The organism is Pseudomonas grandcourensis (assembly GCF_039909015.1).
GTDB lineage: Bacteria > Pseudomonadota > Gammaproteobacteria > Pseudomonadales > Pseudomonadaceae > Aquipseudomonas > Aquipseudomonas grandcourensis.
This window is the reverse complement of sequence record NZ_CP150919.1, coordinates 687357-702109: the sequence shown is the minus strand read 5'-3', so window position 1 is coordinate 702109 and position 14753 is coordinate 687357. Positions and strand designations below refer to the sequence as shown.

General features: G+C 60.1%; 11 protein-coding genes and 1 pseudogene. 8 read left to right on the top strand and 4 right to left on the bottom strand.

The window, feature by feature from the left end; genetic code table 11:
- Nucleotides 1-40: 40 nt before the first annotated feature.
- Nucleotides 41-1345 (bottom strand): DUF4329 domain-containing protein, encoded by a 1305-nt coding sequence (locus AABM52_RS03005; protein ID WP_347910339.1) that lies wholly within the window; start codon nucleotides 1343-1345, stop codon nucleotides 41-43.
- 249 nt (nucleotides 1346-1594) lie between these two features.
- On the opposite strand from AABM52_RS03005, the gene AABM52_RS03000 reads away from it, so the two are divergent.
- The 6 genes from AABM52_RS03000 (at nucleotide 1595) to ureC (ending at nucleotide 6057) form a co-directional block, all read left to right on the top strand.
- Entirely contained in the window at nucleotides 1595-2434 is an 840-nt protein-coding gene (locus AABM52_RS03000; protein ID WP_347910338.1) for an urease accessory protein UreD, read from the top strand.
- A gap of 62 nt (nucleotides 2435-2496) precedes the next feature.
- A complete protein-coding gene (locus AABM52_RS02995; protein WP_223447678.1) occupies nucleotides 2497-2799 on the top strand; it encodes an urease subunit gamma in 303 nt (100 codons plus the stop codon).
- Nucleotides 2800-2808: 9 nt separating this feature from the next.
- Nucleotides 2809-3342 carry an N-acetyltransferase family protein gene (locus AABM52_RS02990; RefSeq protein WP_347910337.1) on the top strand — a complete coding sequence of 178 codons (534 nt, stop codon included), beginning with the start codon at nucleotides 2809-2811 and terminating at the stop codon, nucleotides 3340-3342.
- Nucleotides 3343-3348: 6 nt separating this feature from the next.
- Complete coding sequence (locus AABM52_RS02985) at nucleotides 3349-3882, top strand: GNAT family N-acetyltransferase (protein WP_347910336.1); 534 nt, start codon at nucleotides 3349-3351, stop codon at nucleotides 3880-3882.
- A complete protein-coding gene (locus tag AABM52_RS02980; RefSeq protein WP_223461633.1) occupies nucleotides 3882-4187 on the top strand; it encodes an urease subunit beta in 306 nt (101 codons plus the stop codon). The genes AABM52_RS02985 and AABM52_RS02980 overlap by 1 nt, the downstream gene beginning before the upstream one ends.
- 169 nt (nucleotides 4188-4356) lie before the next feature.
- Entirely contained in the window at nucleotides 4357-6057 is a 1701-nt protein-coding gene (gene ureC / locus AABM52_RS02975) for an urease subunit alpha (protein ID WP_347910335.1), read from the top strand.
- 66 nt (nucleotides 6058-6123) lie between these two features.
- Here ureC and AABM52_RS02970 read toward each other — a convergent pair whose 3' ends face one another.
- The gene (locus AABM52_RS02970) at nucleotides 6124-11235 is read right to left on the bottom strand and encodes a DUF6543 domain-containing protein (RefSeq protein ID WP_347910334.1); all 5112 of its coding nucleotides are present in this window, start codon (nucleotides 11233-11235) and stop codon (nucleotides 6124-6126) included.
- A 358-nt stretch (nucleotides 11236-11593) separates the two neighbouring features.
- On the opposite strand from AABM52_RS02970, the pseudogene AABM52_RS02965 reads away from it, so the two are divergent.
- Nucleotides 11594-11776: pseudogene (locus AABM52_RS02965) on the top strand (ATP-binding protein); the annotation flags it as partial.
- A gap of 57 nt (nucleotides 11777-11833) precedes the next feature.
- On the opposite strand, the gene AABM52_RS02960 reads toward AABM52_RS02965, so the two are convergent.
- Together AABM52_RS02960 and AABM52_RS02955 are read right to left on the bottom strand one after the other, a co-directional pair.
- Nucleotides 11834-12139 carry a chaperone modulator CbpM gene (locus AABM52_RS02960; protein ID WP_223461628.1) on the bottom strand — a complete coding sequence of 102 codons (306 nt, stop codon included), beginning with the start codon at nucleotides 12137-12139 and terminating at the stop codon, nucleotides 11834-11836.
- A gap of 27 nt (nucleotides 12140-12166) precedes the next feature.
- On the bottom strand, nucleotides 12167-13114 hold the full coding sequence (locus AABM52_RS02955; protein WP_347910333.1) for a DnaJ C-terminal domain-containing protein: 948 nt from the start codon (nucleotides 13112-13114) through the stop codon (nucleotides 12167-12169).
- A 298-nt stretch (nucleotides 13115-13412) separates the two neighbouring features.
- Here AABM52_RS02955 and AABM52_RS02950 point away from each other — a divergent pair, with 298 nt between their 5' ends.
- Nucleotides 13413-14687 (top strand): Hsp70 family protein, encoded by a 1275-nt coding sequence (locus AABM52_RS02950; protein ID WP_218430942.1) that lies wholly within the window; start codon nucleotides 13413-13415, stop codon nucleotides 14685-14687.
- Nucleotides 14688-14753 lie beyond the last annotated feature (66 nt).

Below are 14753 nucleotides of genomic sequence, written 5' to 3'. Positions count from 1 at the left end.
AGTTAACGGTCCGTGCTCATTCAGAAGCCGGGCCGGTTCGTCACGCCCTTCCATAGGGCCGCCACCGAGCGTCCACCAAGCCTGGAACATCCCAAAACGGACTGGTTTGTTCGACCGTCAGTACACCCATTGCCGCCACACGCCTGACAAAAAACCTCGCACTCATGCGCCCGGTAAGCAAGAACCTGTCGATGTTGACGCCCATCTTGCCATCAGCCTCAAGCATCAGGGATTCGGCGTCCGAAAACGTACTGTGATACTTCAGCAGCGCGCCGTCCTGAGTCTGGCGCAATACGGAAAAACCCCGGGAGACGTCGAGCAACCCAGATGTTCTGCCCTGGTGGATGCTGAACAACAATGACCGGGGCGAGAAAAACTGCTGGTAAATGTCAGCCTGTTCTTCGGGTAGTGGCGTCGCCAGCAACTCGGGCCCCAGGTACACACCTGCCAACGTCTGATTTTCCGGTAACAGAAAACCGTCTGGCTTCGCGGGGATTACCTGCTCGATTGCCAGCAATCCATTAGGTCGATGGAACGGCAAAGTCGCGACATATTCGTCACGGTCGCGATGCTTGAGGATCAGCCCCATGCGCAGATGCGCTGCGGTGGCGGGCACGCGACTCAAGGCAGCGTTCAACGCCGATGCCGGATCGTCAAAAACCGACGTATAGAACGGTTGGAGGGTAGGAGGTCCGGGTATGACCGGCTGATTGGGAGTCCATTCAGCCGTGATCGGGCCGCGAAATCCCCCCCAGACTGTGCCTGGATCAAGGACACGCATCTGGCCGATGGTCACGATCCTCTTGATTCGACTTTCGGGCGTGGAGCCCAGTCCGAATTGAGGATTGCCGGCGGCGTTCTGCGGATTGATGGAATAGGCCACCAGAGAACCGTCGTGGCTTGAAATGTAATTGGTTCTAAAGACGTCGACATGCCTGAAAGCTGAATCGAGATCGACTGTCGAAGGCAGCGCTTGAAACAACTTGACCTGGTCTTCGCTGTATCGAGGGTGAGCCCGGGCAGTCTGTTCTGCATATTCCGGATGGCTGTGATAACGGCCCACGCAAAGGTATCCCGCAGGATGACTGATCGTCCGGGTCTGTCGGTCGTAAGCCAGCAAACGCTCAAAATCAAATGTATTTGTCTCATCCTTCAAAGGGGTTGTAGCGACAAATTTACCGTCCGGACGCTGCAACAGGAGTGCACCGTACTCTCTGTCGCTCACGCGTTCATGTTGGTGCAGCCAAAGCGCTGCATCGTCCACACAAATGAAGGGCTGGCTCACGGGTGGCAACACCGGCACGGTCGAAGATGCAGGTGGTGCAGGATCATTAGAAGTGGTCATCGAGAGACTCCAAGGCATTCAATCGCCCCTCTGGATGTGGGGCGTACGCTTGCATCCTCGGTTTTTCACGACCACCGATGGCGGTAGATATGTATGCCACAACAGGCGCGAAGCACCATTTTGTTGCGCCACATTTCATGGCGCGCCCCCTGTTGGTGCGCGAAACCAGGCAATAGCCACCTCCTGCCTGCGATACCGTGCGGCACAGCCTTTGCAACCATCGTAACGACCTCACGATAAGCACTGACTATGACTCTTCCCGCTTCTGGTGCCTTGTTTACACCCAGCTGGCACGCCGAACTGGAGCTGGGTTACGCCCGCTTCGACGGCTGCACCCGCCCGGTCCAGCGCCGCCACTTGGGCCCGTTGCGCGTGCAAAAACACCTGTATGCCGAAGGGCCGGAAGTCTGCCAGCACATCATCGTCCACCCGCCCGGCGGAATAGCCGGCGGTGATCGACTGGACATCTCGGCCCGCGTCGAGCGCGATGCCTGGGCACAAATCACCAGCCCCGGCGCGGCCAAGTGGTATCGCGCCGCCGGCCCCGCCTATCAGCAGTTGAAGTTGAAGGTGGCGGCCGGTGCGACACTGGAATGGCTGCCCCAGGAGACGATCATTTTCAGCGCGGCTCAGGCTGAACTCAGCACTGACATCGACCTTGAAGGCGATGCGCGGCTGTTCTACTGGGACGTCGTGGCATTGGGTCGTCCGGCCAGTGGCGAGCGCTTCGATCTCGGACACTTCCAGGCGCAACTGGATATCCGCCGCGATGGCCGGTTGCTCTGGCATGAACGCCAGCGCATTGTCGGGGCGGACGGTTTGCTGGATTCGCCCATCGGGCTCGATGGGCAACCGGTGTTTGCGACGTTGCTGGTGACCGGAGAAATCGATAGCGACTTGCTGGAAACCTGCCGTTCGCTGCCCAACGATGTGCGCGGGGATCTGACCCAACTGCCGGGGTTGCTGGTTGCACGGTGCCTGGCCAGTGAAGCGTTGTTGGCGCGGGGATGGTTGATTGAACTCTGGAAGCTATTGCGCCCCGCCCTGCTGGGCCGCGAGGCCATACCACCCAGAATATGGAACACCTGAATCATGCTTTTCTGTGCAAGCAGATCCAACACTTTTTTAATCTGCCCTGATGGATGTCTACGATGGACCTGACCCCACGCGAAAAAGACAAGCTGCTGATCTTCACCGCCGGCCTGGTGGCCGAGAGGCGTTTGGCTCGCGGCGTGAAACTCAATTACCCGGAGGCCATGGCCTACATTTCCGCCGCGCTGCTTGAGGGCGCCCGCGACGGCCAGACCGTGGCCGACCTGATGCACTTGGGCACGACCCTGCTGACCCGCGAACAAGTGATGCAGGGCATCCCGGAAATGATCCCGGAAATCCAGGTCGAAGCCACGTTCCCCGACGGCACCAAACTGGTCACTGTCCACCAACCCATCGCCTGAGGCCGTGCCATGACTTACCACATCCGCGATGCCGTGCATGCCGATCTGCCAGCCATCCGCGACATCTACAACGACGCGGTGCTCAACACCACGGCGATCTGGAACGAGCAGGCAGTCGACCTCGGCAACCGCCAGGCCTGGTTCAACGCCCGGCAATCCCAGGCTTATCCGATCCTGGTGATTGTCGATGCCGACAACACGGTGCTCGGGTACGCCTCGTTCGGCGACTGGCGCCCCTTCGACGGTTTCCGCCACACCGTCGAGCACTCGGTCTATGTGCGCAGCGACCAGCGCGGCAACGGCCTCGGTCCGCAACTGATGGAGGCGCTGATCGAACGCGCCAAAGGCTGCGGCAAGCACGTGATGGTCGCCGCCATCGAAAGCGGTAATGCTGCCTCCATTCGCTTGCATGAGCGCATCGGCTTTATCACCACCGGGCAAATGCCACAGGTCGGCACCAAATTCGGCCGTTGGCTGGACCTGACTTTCATGCAACTGACCCTCAATCCTGACGCGCAACCACCCGCCGCCAACAAGGAGTGATCGCCCATGAACCCCGCCCAACTGCGACGCGTCAACGTCGAAAGCTTTGCGCATTATCGCCAGGGCCTGATCGACCTCCTGCTCGATGCCGTCGGTTATGGCGCCAGTGTCGGCTTCATGGCTGACCTCGATGCGACCCAGGCCCATGCCTATTTCGACGAGGTCCAGGACAACCTGAACAAGGGCAATGTGATGCTGTGGGTGGTGGTCAAGGACGAGCAGGTGCAGGCCAGCGTACAGCTGGGTCTGTGCCAGAAAGCCAACGGCCTGAACCGTGCCGAAGTGCAGAAGTTGCTGGTGCGCGAACATGCGCGACGTCGTGGTCTGGGCCAGCAACTGATGAGTGCCCTGGAGGCGGCCGCTCTGCAGCACAAGCGCGGCATGCTTTACCTCGACACCGAAGCTGGTTCGCCCGCCGAAGCTTTCTACCAATCGCTGGGTTATACCCGCGCCGGTGAAATCCCCGACTACGCCTGCGACCCGACCGGCCGCTACAAGCCGACCGCCCTGTACTACAAGATTCTCCAGGGAGCCCATTGATGATTCCCGGTGAATACCAGATCCAGCCCGGCGAGATCGAGCTCAACGTCGGCCGGCGCACGATCAGCCTGAAAGTGGCCAACAGTGGTGATCGGCCGATCCAGGTCGGCTCCCATTACCACTTTTTCGAAACCAACGACGCGCTGACGTTCGACCGTGCCGCCAGTCGCGGCATGCGCTTGAACATCCCCGCCGGCACCGCCGTGCGCTTCGAACCGGGGCAGAGCCGCGAAGTGGAGTTGGTGGATTTGGCCGGGCATCGCCGGGTGTTCGGGTTTGCCGGGCGGATCATGGGTGATCTGTGACTAGCACCGGCCCCTGTGGCGAGGGGGCTTGCCCCCGTTCGGCCGCGCAGCGGTCGTAAAACCGGCCACCTCGGTTCGTCAGACAAACCTCATCAACCAGATTGCGGGCGCTTCGCACCCGAACGGGGGCAAGCCCCCTCGCCACAATAAATTTGTGCAAGGAATTCCGATGAAGATTTCCCGTCAAGCCTACGCCGACATGTTCGGCCCCACCGTCGGTGACAAGGTGCGCCTGGCAGACACCGAGTTGTGGATCGAAGTGGAGCAGGACTTCACCACCTACGGCGAAGAAGTGAAATTCGGTGGCGGCAAAGTCATCCGTGACGGCCAGGGCCAAAGCCAGTTGCTGGCAGCCGAGGTGGTCGACACGCTGATCACCAACGCGCTGATCATCGACCACTGGGGCATCGTCAAGGCCGACGTCGGTCTCAAGGACGGGCGCATCGCCGCGATCGGCAAGGCCGGCAACCCGGACATCCAGCCCAACGTCAACATCGCCATTGGCGCCAGCACCGAAGTCATCGCAGGTGAAGGCATGATCCTCACCGCCGGCGGCATCGACACCCACATCCACTTCATCTGCCCGCAGCAGATCGAAGAGGCGTTGATGAGCGGCGTCACCACCATGATCGGTGGCGGCACCGGACCGGCCACCGGCACCAACGCGACCACATGCACCTCCGGGCCGTGGCACCTGGCGCGCATGCTCCAGGCCGCCGACGCGTTCCCGATGAACATCGGCCTGACTGGCAAAGGTAACGCCAGCCTGCCCGAGCCGTTGATCGAACAAGTCAAGGCCGGTGCCATAGGCCTCAAGTTGCATGAGGACTGGGGCACCACGCCGGCGAGTATCGACAACTGCCTGACGGTGGCCGATCAATTCGACATACAGGTCGCGATCCACACCGACACCCTCAACGAATCCGGTTTCGTCGAGACCACCCTTGCCGCCTTCAAGGGCCGCACCATTCACACCTATCACACCGAAGGTGCCGGTGGCGGTCACGCGCCGGACATCATCAAGGCCTGCGGTTTGGCCAACGTGCTGCCCAGCTCCACCAACCCGACCCGGCCGTTCACTCGCAACACCATTGATGAACACCTCGACATGCTGATGGTCTGCCATCACCTCGACCCGAGCATTGCCGAGGATGTGGCCTTCGCCGAAAGCCGCATTCGCCGCGAGACGATTGCCGCCGAAGACATCCTCCACGACCTCGGTGCGTTCTCGATGATCAGCTCAGACAGTCAGGCCATGGGGCGCGTCGGCGAAGTCATCACCCGCACCTGGCAGACTGCCGACAAGATGAAAAAACAACGCGGGCCACTGCCCGGTGATGGTCAGGGCAACGACAACTTCCGCGCCAAACGCTACATCGCCAAGTACACCATCAACCCGGCGATCACCCACGGCATCAGCCATGAAGTGGGTTCGGTCGAAGTGGGAAAATGGGCGGACCTGGTGCTCTGGCGCCCGGCATTTTTCGGCGTGAAGCCGACGCTGATTCTCAAGGGCGGCGCCATCGCAGCCAGCCTGATGGGCGACGCCAATGCCTCGATCCCGACGCCACAACCAGTGCACTACCGCCCGATGTTCGCCAGCTTCGGCGGCTCGCTGCACGCCACCAGCATGACCTTCATCAGCCAGGCCGCGCAGGATGCAGGCTTGCCCGAAGCCCTGGGTTTGAAGAAGAAAATCGCCGTGGTCAAAGGCTGCCGTGACGTGCAGAAAACCGACCTGATTCACAACGACTACCTACCGAACATCGACGTTGATTCGCAGACCTACCAGGTCAAGGCCGACGGGGTGTTGCTGTGGTGTGAGCCGGCGCAAACCTTGCCGATGGCCCAGCGTTACTTCCTGTTCTGACCCGGCAACCACGACACGAACAAAGGCCTCGCACACCCTGTGGCGAGGCCTTTGTTTTATCCGTGGTTACTGAACGGATTCAATCCGCAGCCGATCCAGCCTGGCCCGAATCATCGCTTCCCGTGTCAGTTTTTTCAGCAACTGCGTAATCTGCAGATCGATGTCATCCAAGGCTTGAACATATTCCTCGTCAGTCATCAGCCTGCCGTCCGCAAAGTCAGTTTCACTTTTGCCCAACTCACTGCACAGCCCCTTGATTTCCGCCTCCACCGCAGCCTTTCCCTCGGTGGTGAGCCTCGTACCTTCGGCCCTGCGCTGCAACGCATCCTGCAAATCGATGGTGGCGTCGATTCGGCGTTTCAAGCCATTCAACTCCTCGCGGTAAGTCGACTCCAACCAGTTTTTCCAGAGCGGTTGCTCGAGGATCCGGTCGATCAGCAGATCCCCTTCCTCCAGCGCCTTGATCCGCTGGAACGCGGCCTCGATCATTTCTTTGCTGACCTCGGCGATCTTGCGGAACTGCATGCCCCGCGCCTGCCACGGCAAATCCAGGCGCTCGGCCAGATCAGTCATGTAGGCCAGGTGCACTTCCACTTCATCGATAGTGCCAGTCACATTGCCATTGGCGCCGATCCGCTGGTACTGTTCTCCCTTCGCCAACCGCTCAGACACCCGGTGACGCGCAATGGCACCGAGCTCATCGAGCCGGGACTTGCCCAGGGCCAGTTCCAGCAACTGTGTTTCGATCAAGTCCGCACGCTCCAGGGCGTAAGCTTCGTGGACCAATACCTGCACGCCCATGGCATTGAACAGCTGTGTGCCGCCATCCACGCATCGGGCGGGTACTGCGGCTTCGTCGAACAGATTGACTCGAAGTTCAGTATCGCTGGCCATGGCCTCAAGCATGCGCCAGACCTTGGAGGTCAGTTCCTCCTGATAGGTGCCGCCGGCCCTGAAGTCAGCGGATTTGGTGAGCTTGTCGATTTCAGTGAAAAACGACAATGAGTTGAACTCATCTTCGACCGCGTTCCAGATTTCCTGCTTTTTCTGCCATTCCTGCTCGGACATACCCGTCGCCCAGTCCACGCTGTCGACTACGCCGCGAGGCGGATAGGGACGCTCCGGATCCATGCCGACTGACTCGATGTAAGACTTGAAGATCTCGAGATTCTCCGGCGAGATCCAGCGCGGCGACTGACTGATCACGGTGCGCGCCAATAGCTCTGCGCGAAATGAACCCGGTGCGACCACAGGTATCCGACTGATCGGGTTGCCACTCAAGTCAAGGTAGATACTGCGCGGCCGCGATTGCGAAAACAGCCCGTCAGGCCAGCTGTCCAGTCCCGTGTCGCCCAGCAACAGTATCTGCAAATGCGGCATTCGACTGATGTTCGGACTGAGCTTGAGCGGGTTGCCGCGCAAGCGCAGGGACGTCAGGCGCGTCAGAGTCTTCAGGCGATCGACCGCCAATACATCCAGTTCAATGTTATTGCCGTCAAGAAACAGGTGAGCGAGATGACGCATGTCCTTCACCGCCTGCGGAAGCGCCGTCAGCAGATTGTCTTGCAGATTGAGATAGCGCACCTCATGAAAAGACTCGAGCAGTGACAGTGGCTCGGAGCCCAACCGGCAATTGCGCAGGCTCAACGAGGTGACATGGTCAAAGTTGGCCTCCAGCTTCGGCAGGGTTTCCAGTAGCCGGCTCAGCTTGGCAATGTTGTCCAGTTTCAACTCCTGTGGCCGCACTACACCGGGAGCCCTGATGCCCTCCGGTCCGGTGCGCTGCCAACATTGCCTGAGCGCTTTGTAGATTTTTTCGCGCCCACGCCACTCCCCCACGCCCGCCGGGCTAAAACGATGGGCCTGCGTTGGTGAGTTCATCCAGCGTTGCAGGCTGTGGTTCAACTGGTTGAACTCGGTCTCGAGCGCGGCCAGTCGTTCATGCTCCGCACCTTCGCCCTGGCTGAACTGCGCCAGCAACGTCTCGATCTCCTGCGAGGTGAAATCCGGATACAGTGCCTGAGCCCGCCGCCGCAGCCCCATGCCATGCGGTGCTTGCCGGGCATAGCCACGCATGCCACCGCGCAGGCGCATGCCGGTCGGATCGTAGGTCGGTTTGTAATTCGGGTTGTTCCGCAGAATCGGCTCAAACTCCTGACGGTCAAGGGGGCGCGCCTTTATCGCTTGCTCCAGCCGCATAGCCTCGTTGATGCCGAAGCCGAGGGTTGTTCGTTGCGAATCCGGCAGCGCATGCAGCACCGCGGTATACAGATTGTCCGCGCCGTGCAGGTGTTGATCGCTGTCGTCCCGCGCTTCGTATTTGCCATCCTCACCCAGGATCAGCACTTTGCGGATCGGCGCGTCGACGGGGCCCAGGCTGTCGGTCAGCGCTCCTTCGAATGAATACTCACGAACTTCCAGGCGCACATCCGTCGGCCAGCCTGGCAGGGCCGCCATGGAGTGCAACTCCAGGCGCGCCGTGTCGGCACTGTGCAAGGCGTCGAGGTAAAGGCCTTCATAGGCCCGCGTCATCCGCAGTTGCTCGGCGGCCTTGCGGGCGTGTTCCGCCAGCCTCAAAGGCACGCGTTTTTTTTCGGTCAGGTGTTGCACGTCCGAAGGGTGCGCCTCATCCAGCAGTTCTTGCGCCTGGCCGATCGAGATCTCTGCAAAATCGTCCTTGATCAAGTTCACCAAAGGATCGTCCGAACGGGTCCGACGACTGTACAGAAGGTCGAACAACTGCCGCTTGCGCCGGCCCAACTGTGCCGCCCATTGCTCGCGCATTGCGTCGGTACGCATCTGCGCGTCACCGGAGAACCATTCGCCGAGCAGCTCTCGAAGCGCCTGTTCGTCAAGGAACCCCACCACCCGCTCGGGCAGCGCCCCTGCCAGCAGGTCAGTCCAGGTCATCTGCAACGTATTGGCCGGTGACGCCTGGGCATAGCCGTCCTTGATCGCCGCCCCCGTAAGCCCTGGCCCCTGGAAGACTTCAATGGCCTTGTCGTCGGGCCAGCCGCCCATTTCGGTCATGGATCGCACGGCGTAATCGGCCCATTCCTCACCGATCCGGTTGGCCAGTATCTGCTCTGCGCAGGCTTGCGCATCGGCATGGGCCTTGAAGCGCTTGAGGGTATCGGCCAACAGAGCGGGAGGGGTCTGCTGTTCGACGTGAAGCCGGCGCAGTACATTTTCGTGCACGCCGCTGGCGGTCAGAACCTGCTCCAGGGTTTCATCTGAGAATCCATCCACCGAAGCGCCCAGACGCCTGAGTATTTGCCCCTTGTCCCATTCGAGCGGTTGGTCGAACTCCGTCTTCCAACTGCCGGCACCGTTGTGCTCCAACAGAGGCTGATACGCATCGGCGCGAGTCGGGTGTTGAAGCTGGTGCCGGCCAGTGTCCGGGTCTTGCCTGACTGCGTAGCATTTGTCATCGAGCCGCAGCAGGTCCTGATCCTGATGACGGTACAGCCCTATGTCACTGGCCTTCGCCCCGTCGGGCAATGCGATCGGTTGTTCGTAGGGACCGAGGTCAGGATTCCACAAACGCTCCTTGCCGCCGACCTCCACGGGCTTGAGGCCCTCGACAAACGGCGACACCTTGATCGGCGCGACACCGGTGCCGGGCAGCACATGCCCAGCACCCATGAGCGCCAATTGCGCGAAGTTGATCAAGACCCCGTTGAAATAGGCAGAGGCCTGCTCCTTGTCACCCTTGCTCCAGTCCTCGATGCCTTCAGCCACCTCGGCGAGCATCTGCGCGACCATGATGCCGAGCATGGCTTCGCCCAGGCCGGGCACCAGTATTGCGGCGAAGTTGAACAGGTTCCAGCCGATCGACAGATAACCGGTCAAGCGTTTGAAGCGTGCGTTGGCATCCTCATCGTCGGTCGGCACTGCGATGAGCCTGGCATCGGCGATGGCCTTGTCGCGGCGCGCCAAAAACAGCGCCACCCACAGATCCCCCGTCATCTGGTTGGTGATGGGCTCTGCATCGGGGTTTTCAAGCGCGGTTTCACGCCACCACGGCCCCATGTCGAGCGGCTCGCGCTCGTGCCAGGTGAATGTCGTGAGACGTTCGTTGACCCTGGCGAAGAACTGTCCTTTGTCCTTCTGCGCTACAAAACGGCTGAAAAACTCCTGGTAATCCGTATTTCTTAACTGACCCAGCAGCGTCTTCATGAATGCGGTCAGCGACGGATACTCTTTCAAAGGATGCTCCGGATCATCCGGGACATAGGCAATCAACGGTCCGGTCAAACGACTCTGTTGATAAATATCCTCGCGGCGCAACAGCTCATCACTCAAACCCTGCGGCCCATTGGCAAAGAAGGCTTGCAGCAGTTTGAATCGATCGTACTCTTGACCCGGCAGTACAGGGATGCGGCGCGACCAGTCTATCCAGAAGCTCAACAGGGCCGGCGTCAAGGCTTCAACTTCGCGCTTTACTTGCGATGGATCAGTGACTGCGCTGAACAGCACGATGCCAGTCATTCTAAAGCCCATCAGCGACAACCGATGACACTGTAACGGCTGGTCGTACAGCGTGATGTCTGCCCGGCCCTCACATACCTGGTTCAACTTTCCAAAGGCATGGTCACTGATTTCACCCTTCAATCGGGCAATCAGTGCGGCCACATGAAAGGCCGCCTTTTCACTGGCCACCGAATCCTGTTGCAAGGTTCGCTGTGCCTGTGGGGAATCGGGCAACAGGACGGACTTGATGTGTCGCTGGTATTGCCCGCCGATGTCCAGGCTTCGGCACAAGGCTGCGAACGCCGGGAGGGTAATGGCCGGTTCAAGGCCGAGACTGCCTCGAGTGTCCTTGCGGTAGATACCGGAGCTGCTGCGCAACGCGCCAGGTGCCGTTTCGTCTTCTTCGAAGTTGTGCAGTGCTGCTTCCTGCAACGTGGATTGGCGCACACGACTGGCCCCGGTATCGATGCCGAAAATGATCGTGCTCGGCACTTCAAGCTGTACGGTGAGTTCATTGAAGTTCTCGACCGTGCTGAATGTCGACTGCAAAACCGTTTTGAGCAAGGGTTCGGCGAAGGCATTGATGTCGTGCTTCAAGTCGCCCCGGGTCTGGTCCAGTACGTCTTGCAAACGCCAGCGCTCATCCATCAACTGCTTGAGGTATTGACGGTCGATTTCCCGTGCGCCGCTATACCACTCGGGCATTTGCGGCTCGAGCGCGAGCAGGGACTTCAACCTCTCCACCGGCGCATTCTTGATGGCGCCGGGGATCACGTCGTTTGCACGACGGTAATGTATCCCGTGACTATCGATGGACACTCCGTCCGGTATTTTCTGTGAGTTGCTTCCATGCAAATCAGACACTTTTGAATCACCTTGATGACAGGAAAAGAACCACCAGCTTATTCACCTGCACCTGAAACAAAAGACCAAATAGCTGCTTGGCCAGCCCCCTGAAAAGGCTCCGGGGGATCGAAAATCAGGGAGCCAAAAACACATATCTACCGCCATCGACATATCTGCCTGTGCCTCGGCATGAGCGGTCCTGTTTTTTCCGGCAAAGGGACTACTATTCGACGCGCTGGTGCGCAGCGCCAGCGAAGAACTCGGCGAGCCTACGACCAGCCTCGGGTTGGGGTTGTTTATCGTCAAGGAAGTGGTCGATGCCCATCAGGGGACGATTGGAGTCAGCTCCAGCGAGATTGATGGCACGACGTTTAGCGTGGTGCTGCCGAGGAAGGTGTAAGGCTTTGGGACCGAGTTATCGTTCTTCGCGAGCAGGCTCCACAGATACATCTGAAGACTACTCCACCACCAACCGCCCCAATCGCTGCTTGAGCATTCGGTTCTCGGCCCGCAGTTGCTGGACTTCTTCAAGCAAGTCCAGCGCCAGGGCGACGCCTTCCCATTCCAGGTCAAGGTCGCGCCGCAGCTTGGCGGCGCGCTTGGCCAGGGTCAGCTCGTAGTCGTTGAAAACCCAGTCCTTGGGCTGAGCGCCCTGAGGTTCGAGGATGCCGTGCTCGACGATTTCGATCACGTAGACGTCCGACAACTCGGCCGCCTCACAGAATTCTGCCATGTCCAGTTGAACGATCAGGGGACTGCTCATAGTCAGTGACTCCTTGGTTCTAGGGGATCAGAAATGCTCTCGCGGGTCGAACGCGGCTTTTTTCGCCAGCTCCTGCCACAGGGCCTTGATGTCATCGTCGGATTTCTTCGGCATCACGGCTTTCAGTTGCACGAACAGGAAGCCGCGCTCACCGGCCTTGTTCATCAGGCCATGGCCCTTGGCGCGCATGCGCTGGCCGTTCTGGCTGCCGGCCGGGACCTTGAGGTTGATCTTGCCGGTCAGGGTCGGCACGGCGACTTCGGCGCCCAGCGCCAGCTCCCACGGTGCCAGTGGCAAGGTGATGATCAGGTTCTCGCCTTCGACGTCGAATTTCGGGTGCGGTGCAAAACGGATCGTCAGGTACAGGTCGCCATTGGCCCCGCCACCGACACCCGGAGCGCCCTGCCCCTTGAGGCGAATGCGCTCGCCGTCGCTCACACCGGCCGGAATCTTCACGTTCAGGCTCTTGCTGGTGTTGCTCACATGCTGGCCGGCCGCGTTGTACTGCGGTACCTGGAAGGTGACCTTCTTCGATTCGGTCGACAGTGTTTCTTCGAGAAAAACCCCAAGCTCCATTTCCACGTCCTGCCCTCGACGTCCGGTGCTGCGACGCGACTGTTCACCACCACCAAAACCTGGTCCACGGTTGCCGAAGATAGAACTGAAGAAGTCCGAGAAATCGCCCGTGTCCTGGCCACCACCACCGAAACCGCCACGGCTTTGCCAGCCCGGTGGTCCCTGGAACGGTTGGCCGTGCTGGCCATAGCGGCGCAAGTCATCGTATTCGGCGCGTTTGTCGGCGCTTTTCAGCGCTTCATACGCTTCCGAAGCGTCCTTGAACCTGGACTCGGCATCCTTTTCCTTGCTGACGTCGGGGTGGTATTTGCGCGCCAGCTTGCGATAGGCGGCCTTGATCGCCTTATCGTCTGCGGTCGGCTCCACACCGAGAATCTTGTAATAGTCTTTGAAGTCCATCGAGGGAATCACCATCCGTTATCAGAATCGCGCCACAGGCCACAGCATGCGCTTGTTTGCAGCCATTGGTTTGACCGATCTCAAGTTTGTGACCGGGCGGCGCAGCAGAAGTTTATCGGCAGCAGGCGGGGCTTCTTGCTAGCACTCCCACGGCTGTCCGGTTGATGCAGGGTAGTTTGGGGGGGATGACCCATCTTTCAAGGCATTGTCTGCGAAGAATTAGCAGATAACCGGCCTTCGAATCTGGCGCGCTCTGACATACACTGCGCGGCCGTTTTTTAACCGGAACCTGAAAGACATGAACAACGCATCTCCAGCCCGTGCCTTGGGTATCGACTTTGGCACGTCCAACTCCACTGTCGGCTGGCTGCGCCCCGGCGTGGAAACGCTGATCGCGCTGGAGGACGACAAGATCACCCTGCCGTCGGTGGTCTTCTTCAATATCGAAGAACGCCGCCCGGTGTACGGCCGGCTGGCGCTGCACGAGTACCTGGAAGGCTACGAAGGCCGCCTGATGCGCTCGCTCAAGAGCCTGCTGGGTTCCAAGCTGATCAAGCACGACACCAGCGTCCTGGGCACGGCGATGCCGTTCAAGGACCTGCTCGGGCTGTTCATCGGCCAGCTCAAGAGCCGCGCCGAAGCCGCCGCCGGTCGGGAATTCGAAGAAGTGGTGCTGGGTCGGCCGGTGTTTTTTGTCGACGATGACCCGATGGCCGACAAAGAAGCCGAAGACACCCTGGTAGACGTGGCACGCAAGATCGGCTTCAAGGAAGTCTCGTTCCAGTACGAACCGATTGCCGCCGCGTTCGACTACGAGTCGACCATCGAGAAAGAAGAGCTGGTGTTGATCGTCGATATCGGCGGTGGTACCTCCGACTTCTCGCTGGTGCGCCTGTCGCCGGAGCGTCGGGGCGTGGATAACCGCCACGAGGACATCCTCGCCACCGGCGGTGTGCACATCGGCGGAACCGACTTCGACAAACAGCTCAGCCTGCAAGGCCTGATGCCGCTGTTCGGTTACGGCAGCCGCATGAAGAGCGGCGCCTACATGCCGACCAGTCACCACATGAACCTGGCGACCTGGCACACCATCAACTCGGTGTACTCACAGAAGTCGCAACTGGCCCTGGGCAGCATGCGCTACGACATCGAGGACACCGGCGGTATCGACCGTCTGTTCAAGCTGATCGAACAGCGCGCCGGGCACTGGCTGGCCATGGAAGTGGAAGAAACCAAGATCCAGTTGACCCACGCCGACAATCGCCACGTGCCGCTGGACCGCATTGAAGCGGGCCTGAGCGTGGACTTGAGCCGTGCATTGTTCGAGTCGGCCATCGACAGCCTGCTGGAGCGTGTACGCAACAGCGTCACCCAACTGCTGGCAGACGCCGATGTGCGGGTCGACCAGGTCGATACGGTGTTCTTCACCGGCGGTTCGAGCGGGATTCCGGCGCTGCGCAACAGTGTTTCGGCAATGCTGCCGAATGCGCGGCATGTGGAAGGGAACATCTTTGGCAGTATCGGTAGCGGTCTGGCGATCGAGGCGGCTAAACGCTACGGTTCCATGGACTGATCTGAAACCGAGGTGCCTTCATCGCGGGCAAGCCACGCTCCCACAGGTCATGCGCTGTCCTTGTGG

Excerpts from the sequence above, each read along its gene's own strand:
- AABM52_RS03005 (WP_347910339.1), bottom strand. The coding sequence starts at position 1,345 with ATGACCACTTCTAATGATCCTGCACCACCTGCATCTTCGACCGTGCCG.
- AABM52_RS03000 (WP_347910338.1), top strand. The coding sequence starts at position 1,595 with ATGACTCTTCCCGCTTCTGGTGCCTTGTTTACACCCAGCTGGCACGCC.
- AABM52_RS02995 (WP_223447678.1), top strand. The coding sequence starts at position 2,497 with ATGGACCTGACCCCACGCGAAAAAGACAAGCTGCTGATCTTCACCGCC.
- AABM52_RS02990 (WP_347910337.1), top strand. The coding sequence starts at position 2,809 with ATGACTTACCACATCCGCGATGCCGTGCATGCCGATCTGCCAGCCATC.
- AABM52_RS02985 (WP_347910336.1), top strand. The coding sequence starts at position 3,349 with ATGAACCCCGCCCAACTGCGACGCGTCAACGTCGAAAGCTTTGCGCAT.
- AABM52_RS02980 (WP_223461633.1), top strand. The coding sequence starts at position 3,882 with ATGATTCCCGGTGAATACCAGATCCAGCCCGGCGAGATCGAGCTCAAC.
- ureC (WP_347910335.1), top strand. The coding sequence starts at position 4,357 with ATGAAGATTTCCCGTCAAGCCTACGCCGACATGTTCGGCCCCACCGTC.
- AABM52_RS02970 (WP_347910334.1), bottom strand. The coding sequence starts at position 11,235 with ATGCCCGAGTGGTATAGCGGCGCACGGGAAATCGACCGTCAATACCTC.
- AABM52_RS02960 (WP_223461628.1), bottom strand. The coding sequence starts at position 12,139 with ATGAGCAGTCCCCTGATCGTTCAACTGGACATGGCAGAATTCTGTGAG.
- AABM52_RS02955 (WP_347910333.1), bottom strand. The coding sequence starts at position 13,114 with ATGGACTTCAAAGACTATTACAAGATTCTCGGTGTGGAGCCGACCGCA.
- AABM52_RS02950 (WP_218430942.1), top strand. The coding sequence starts at position 13,413 with ATGAACAACGCATCTCCAGCCCGTGCCTTGGGTATCGACTTTGGCACG.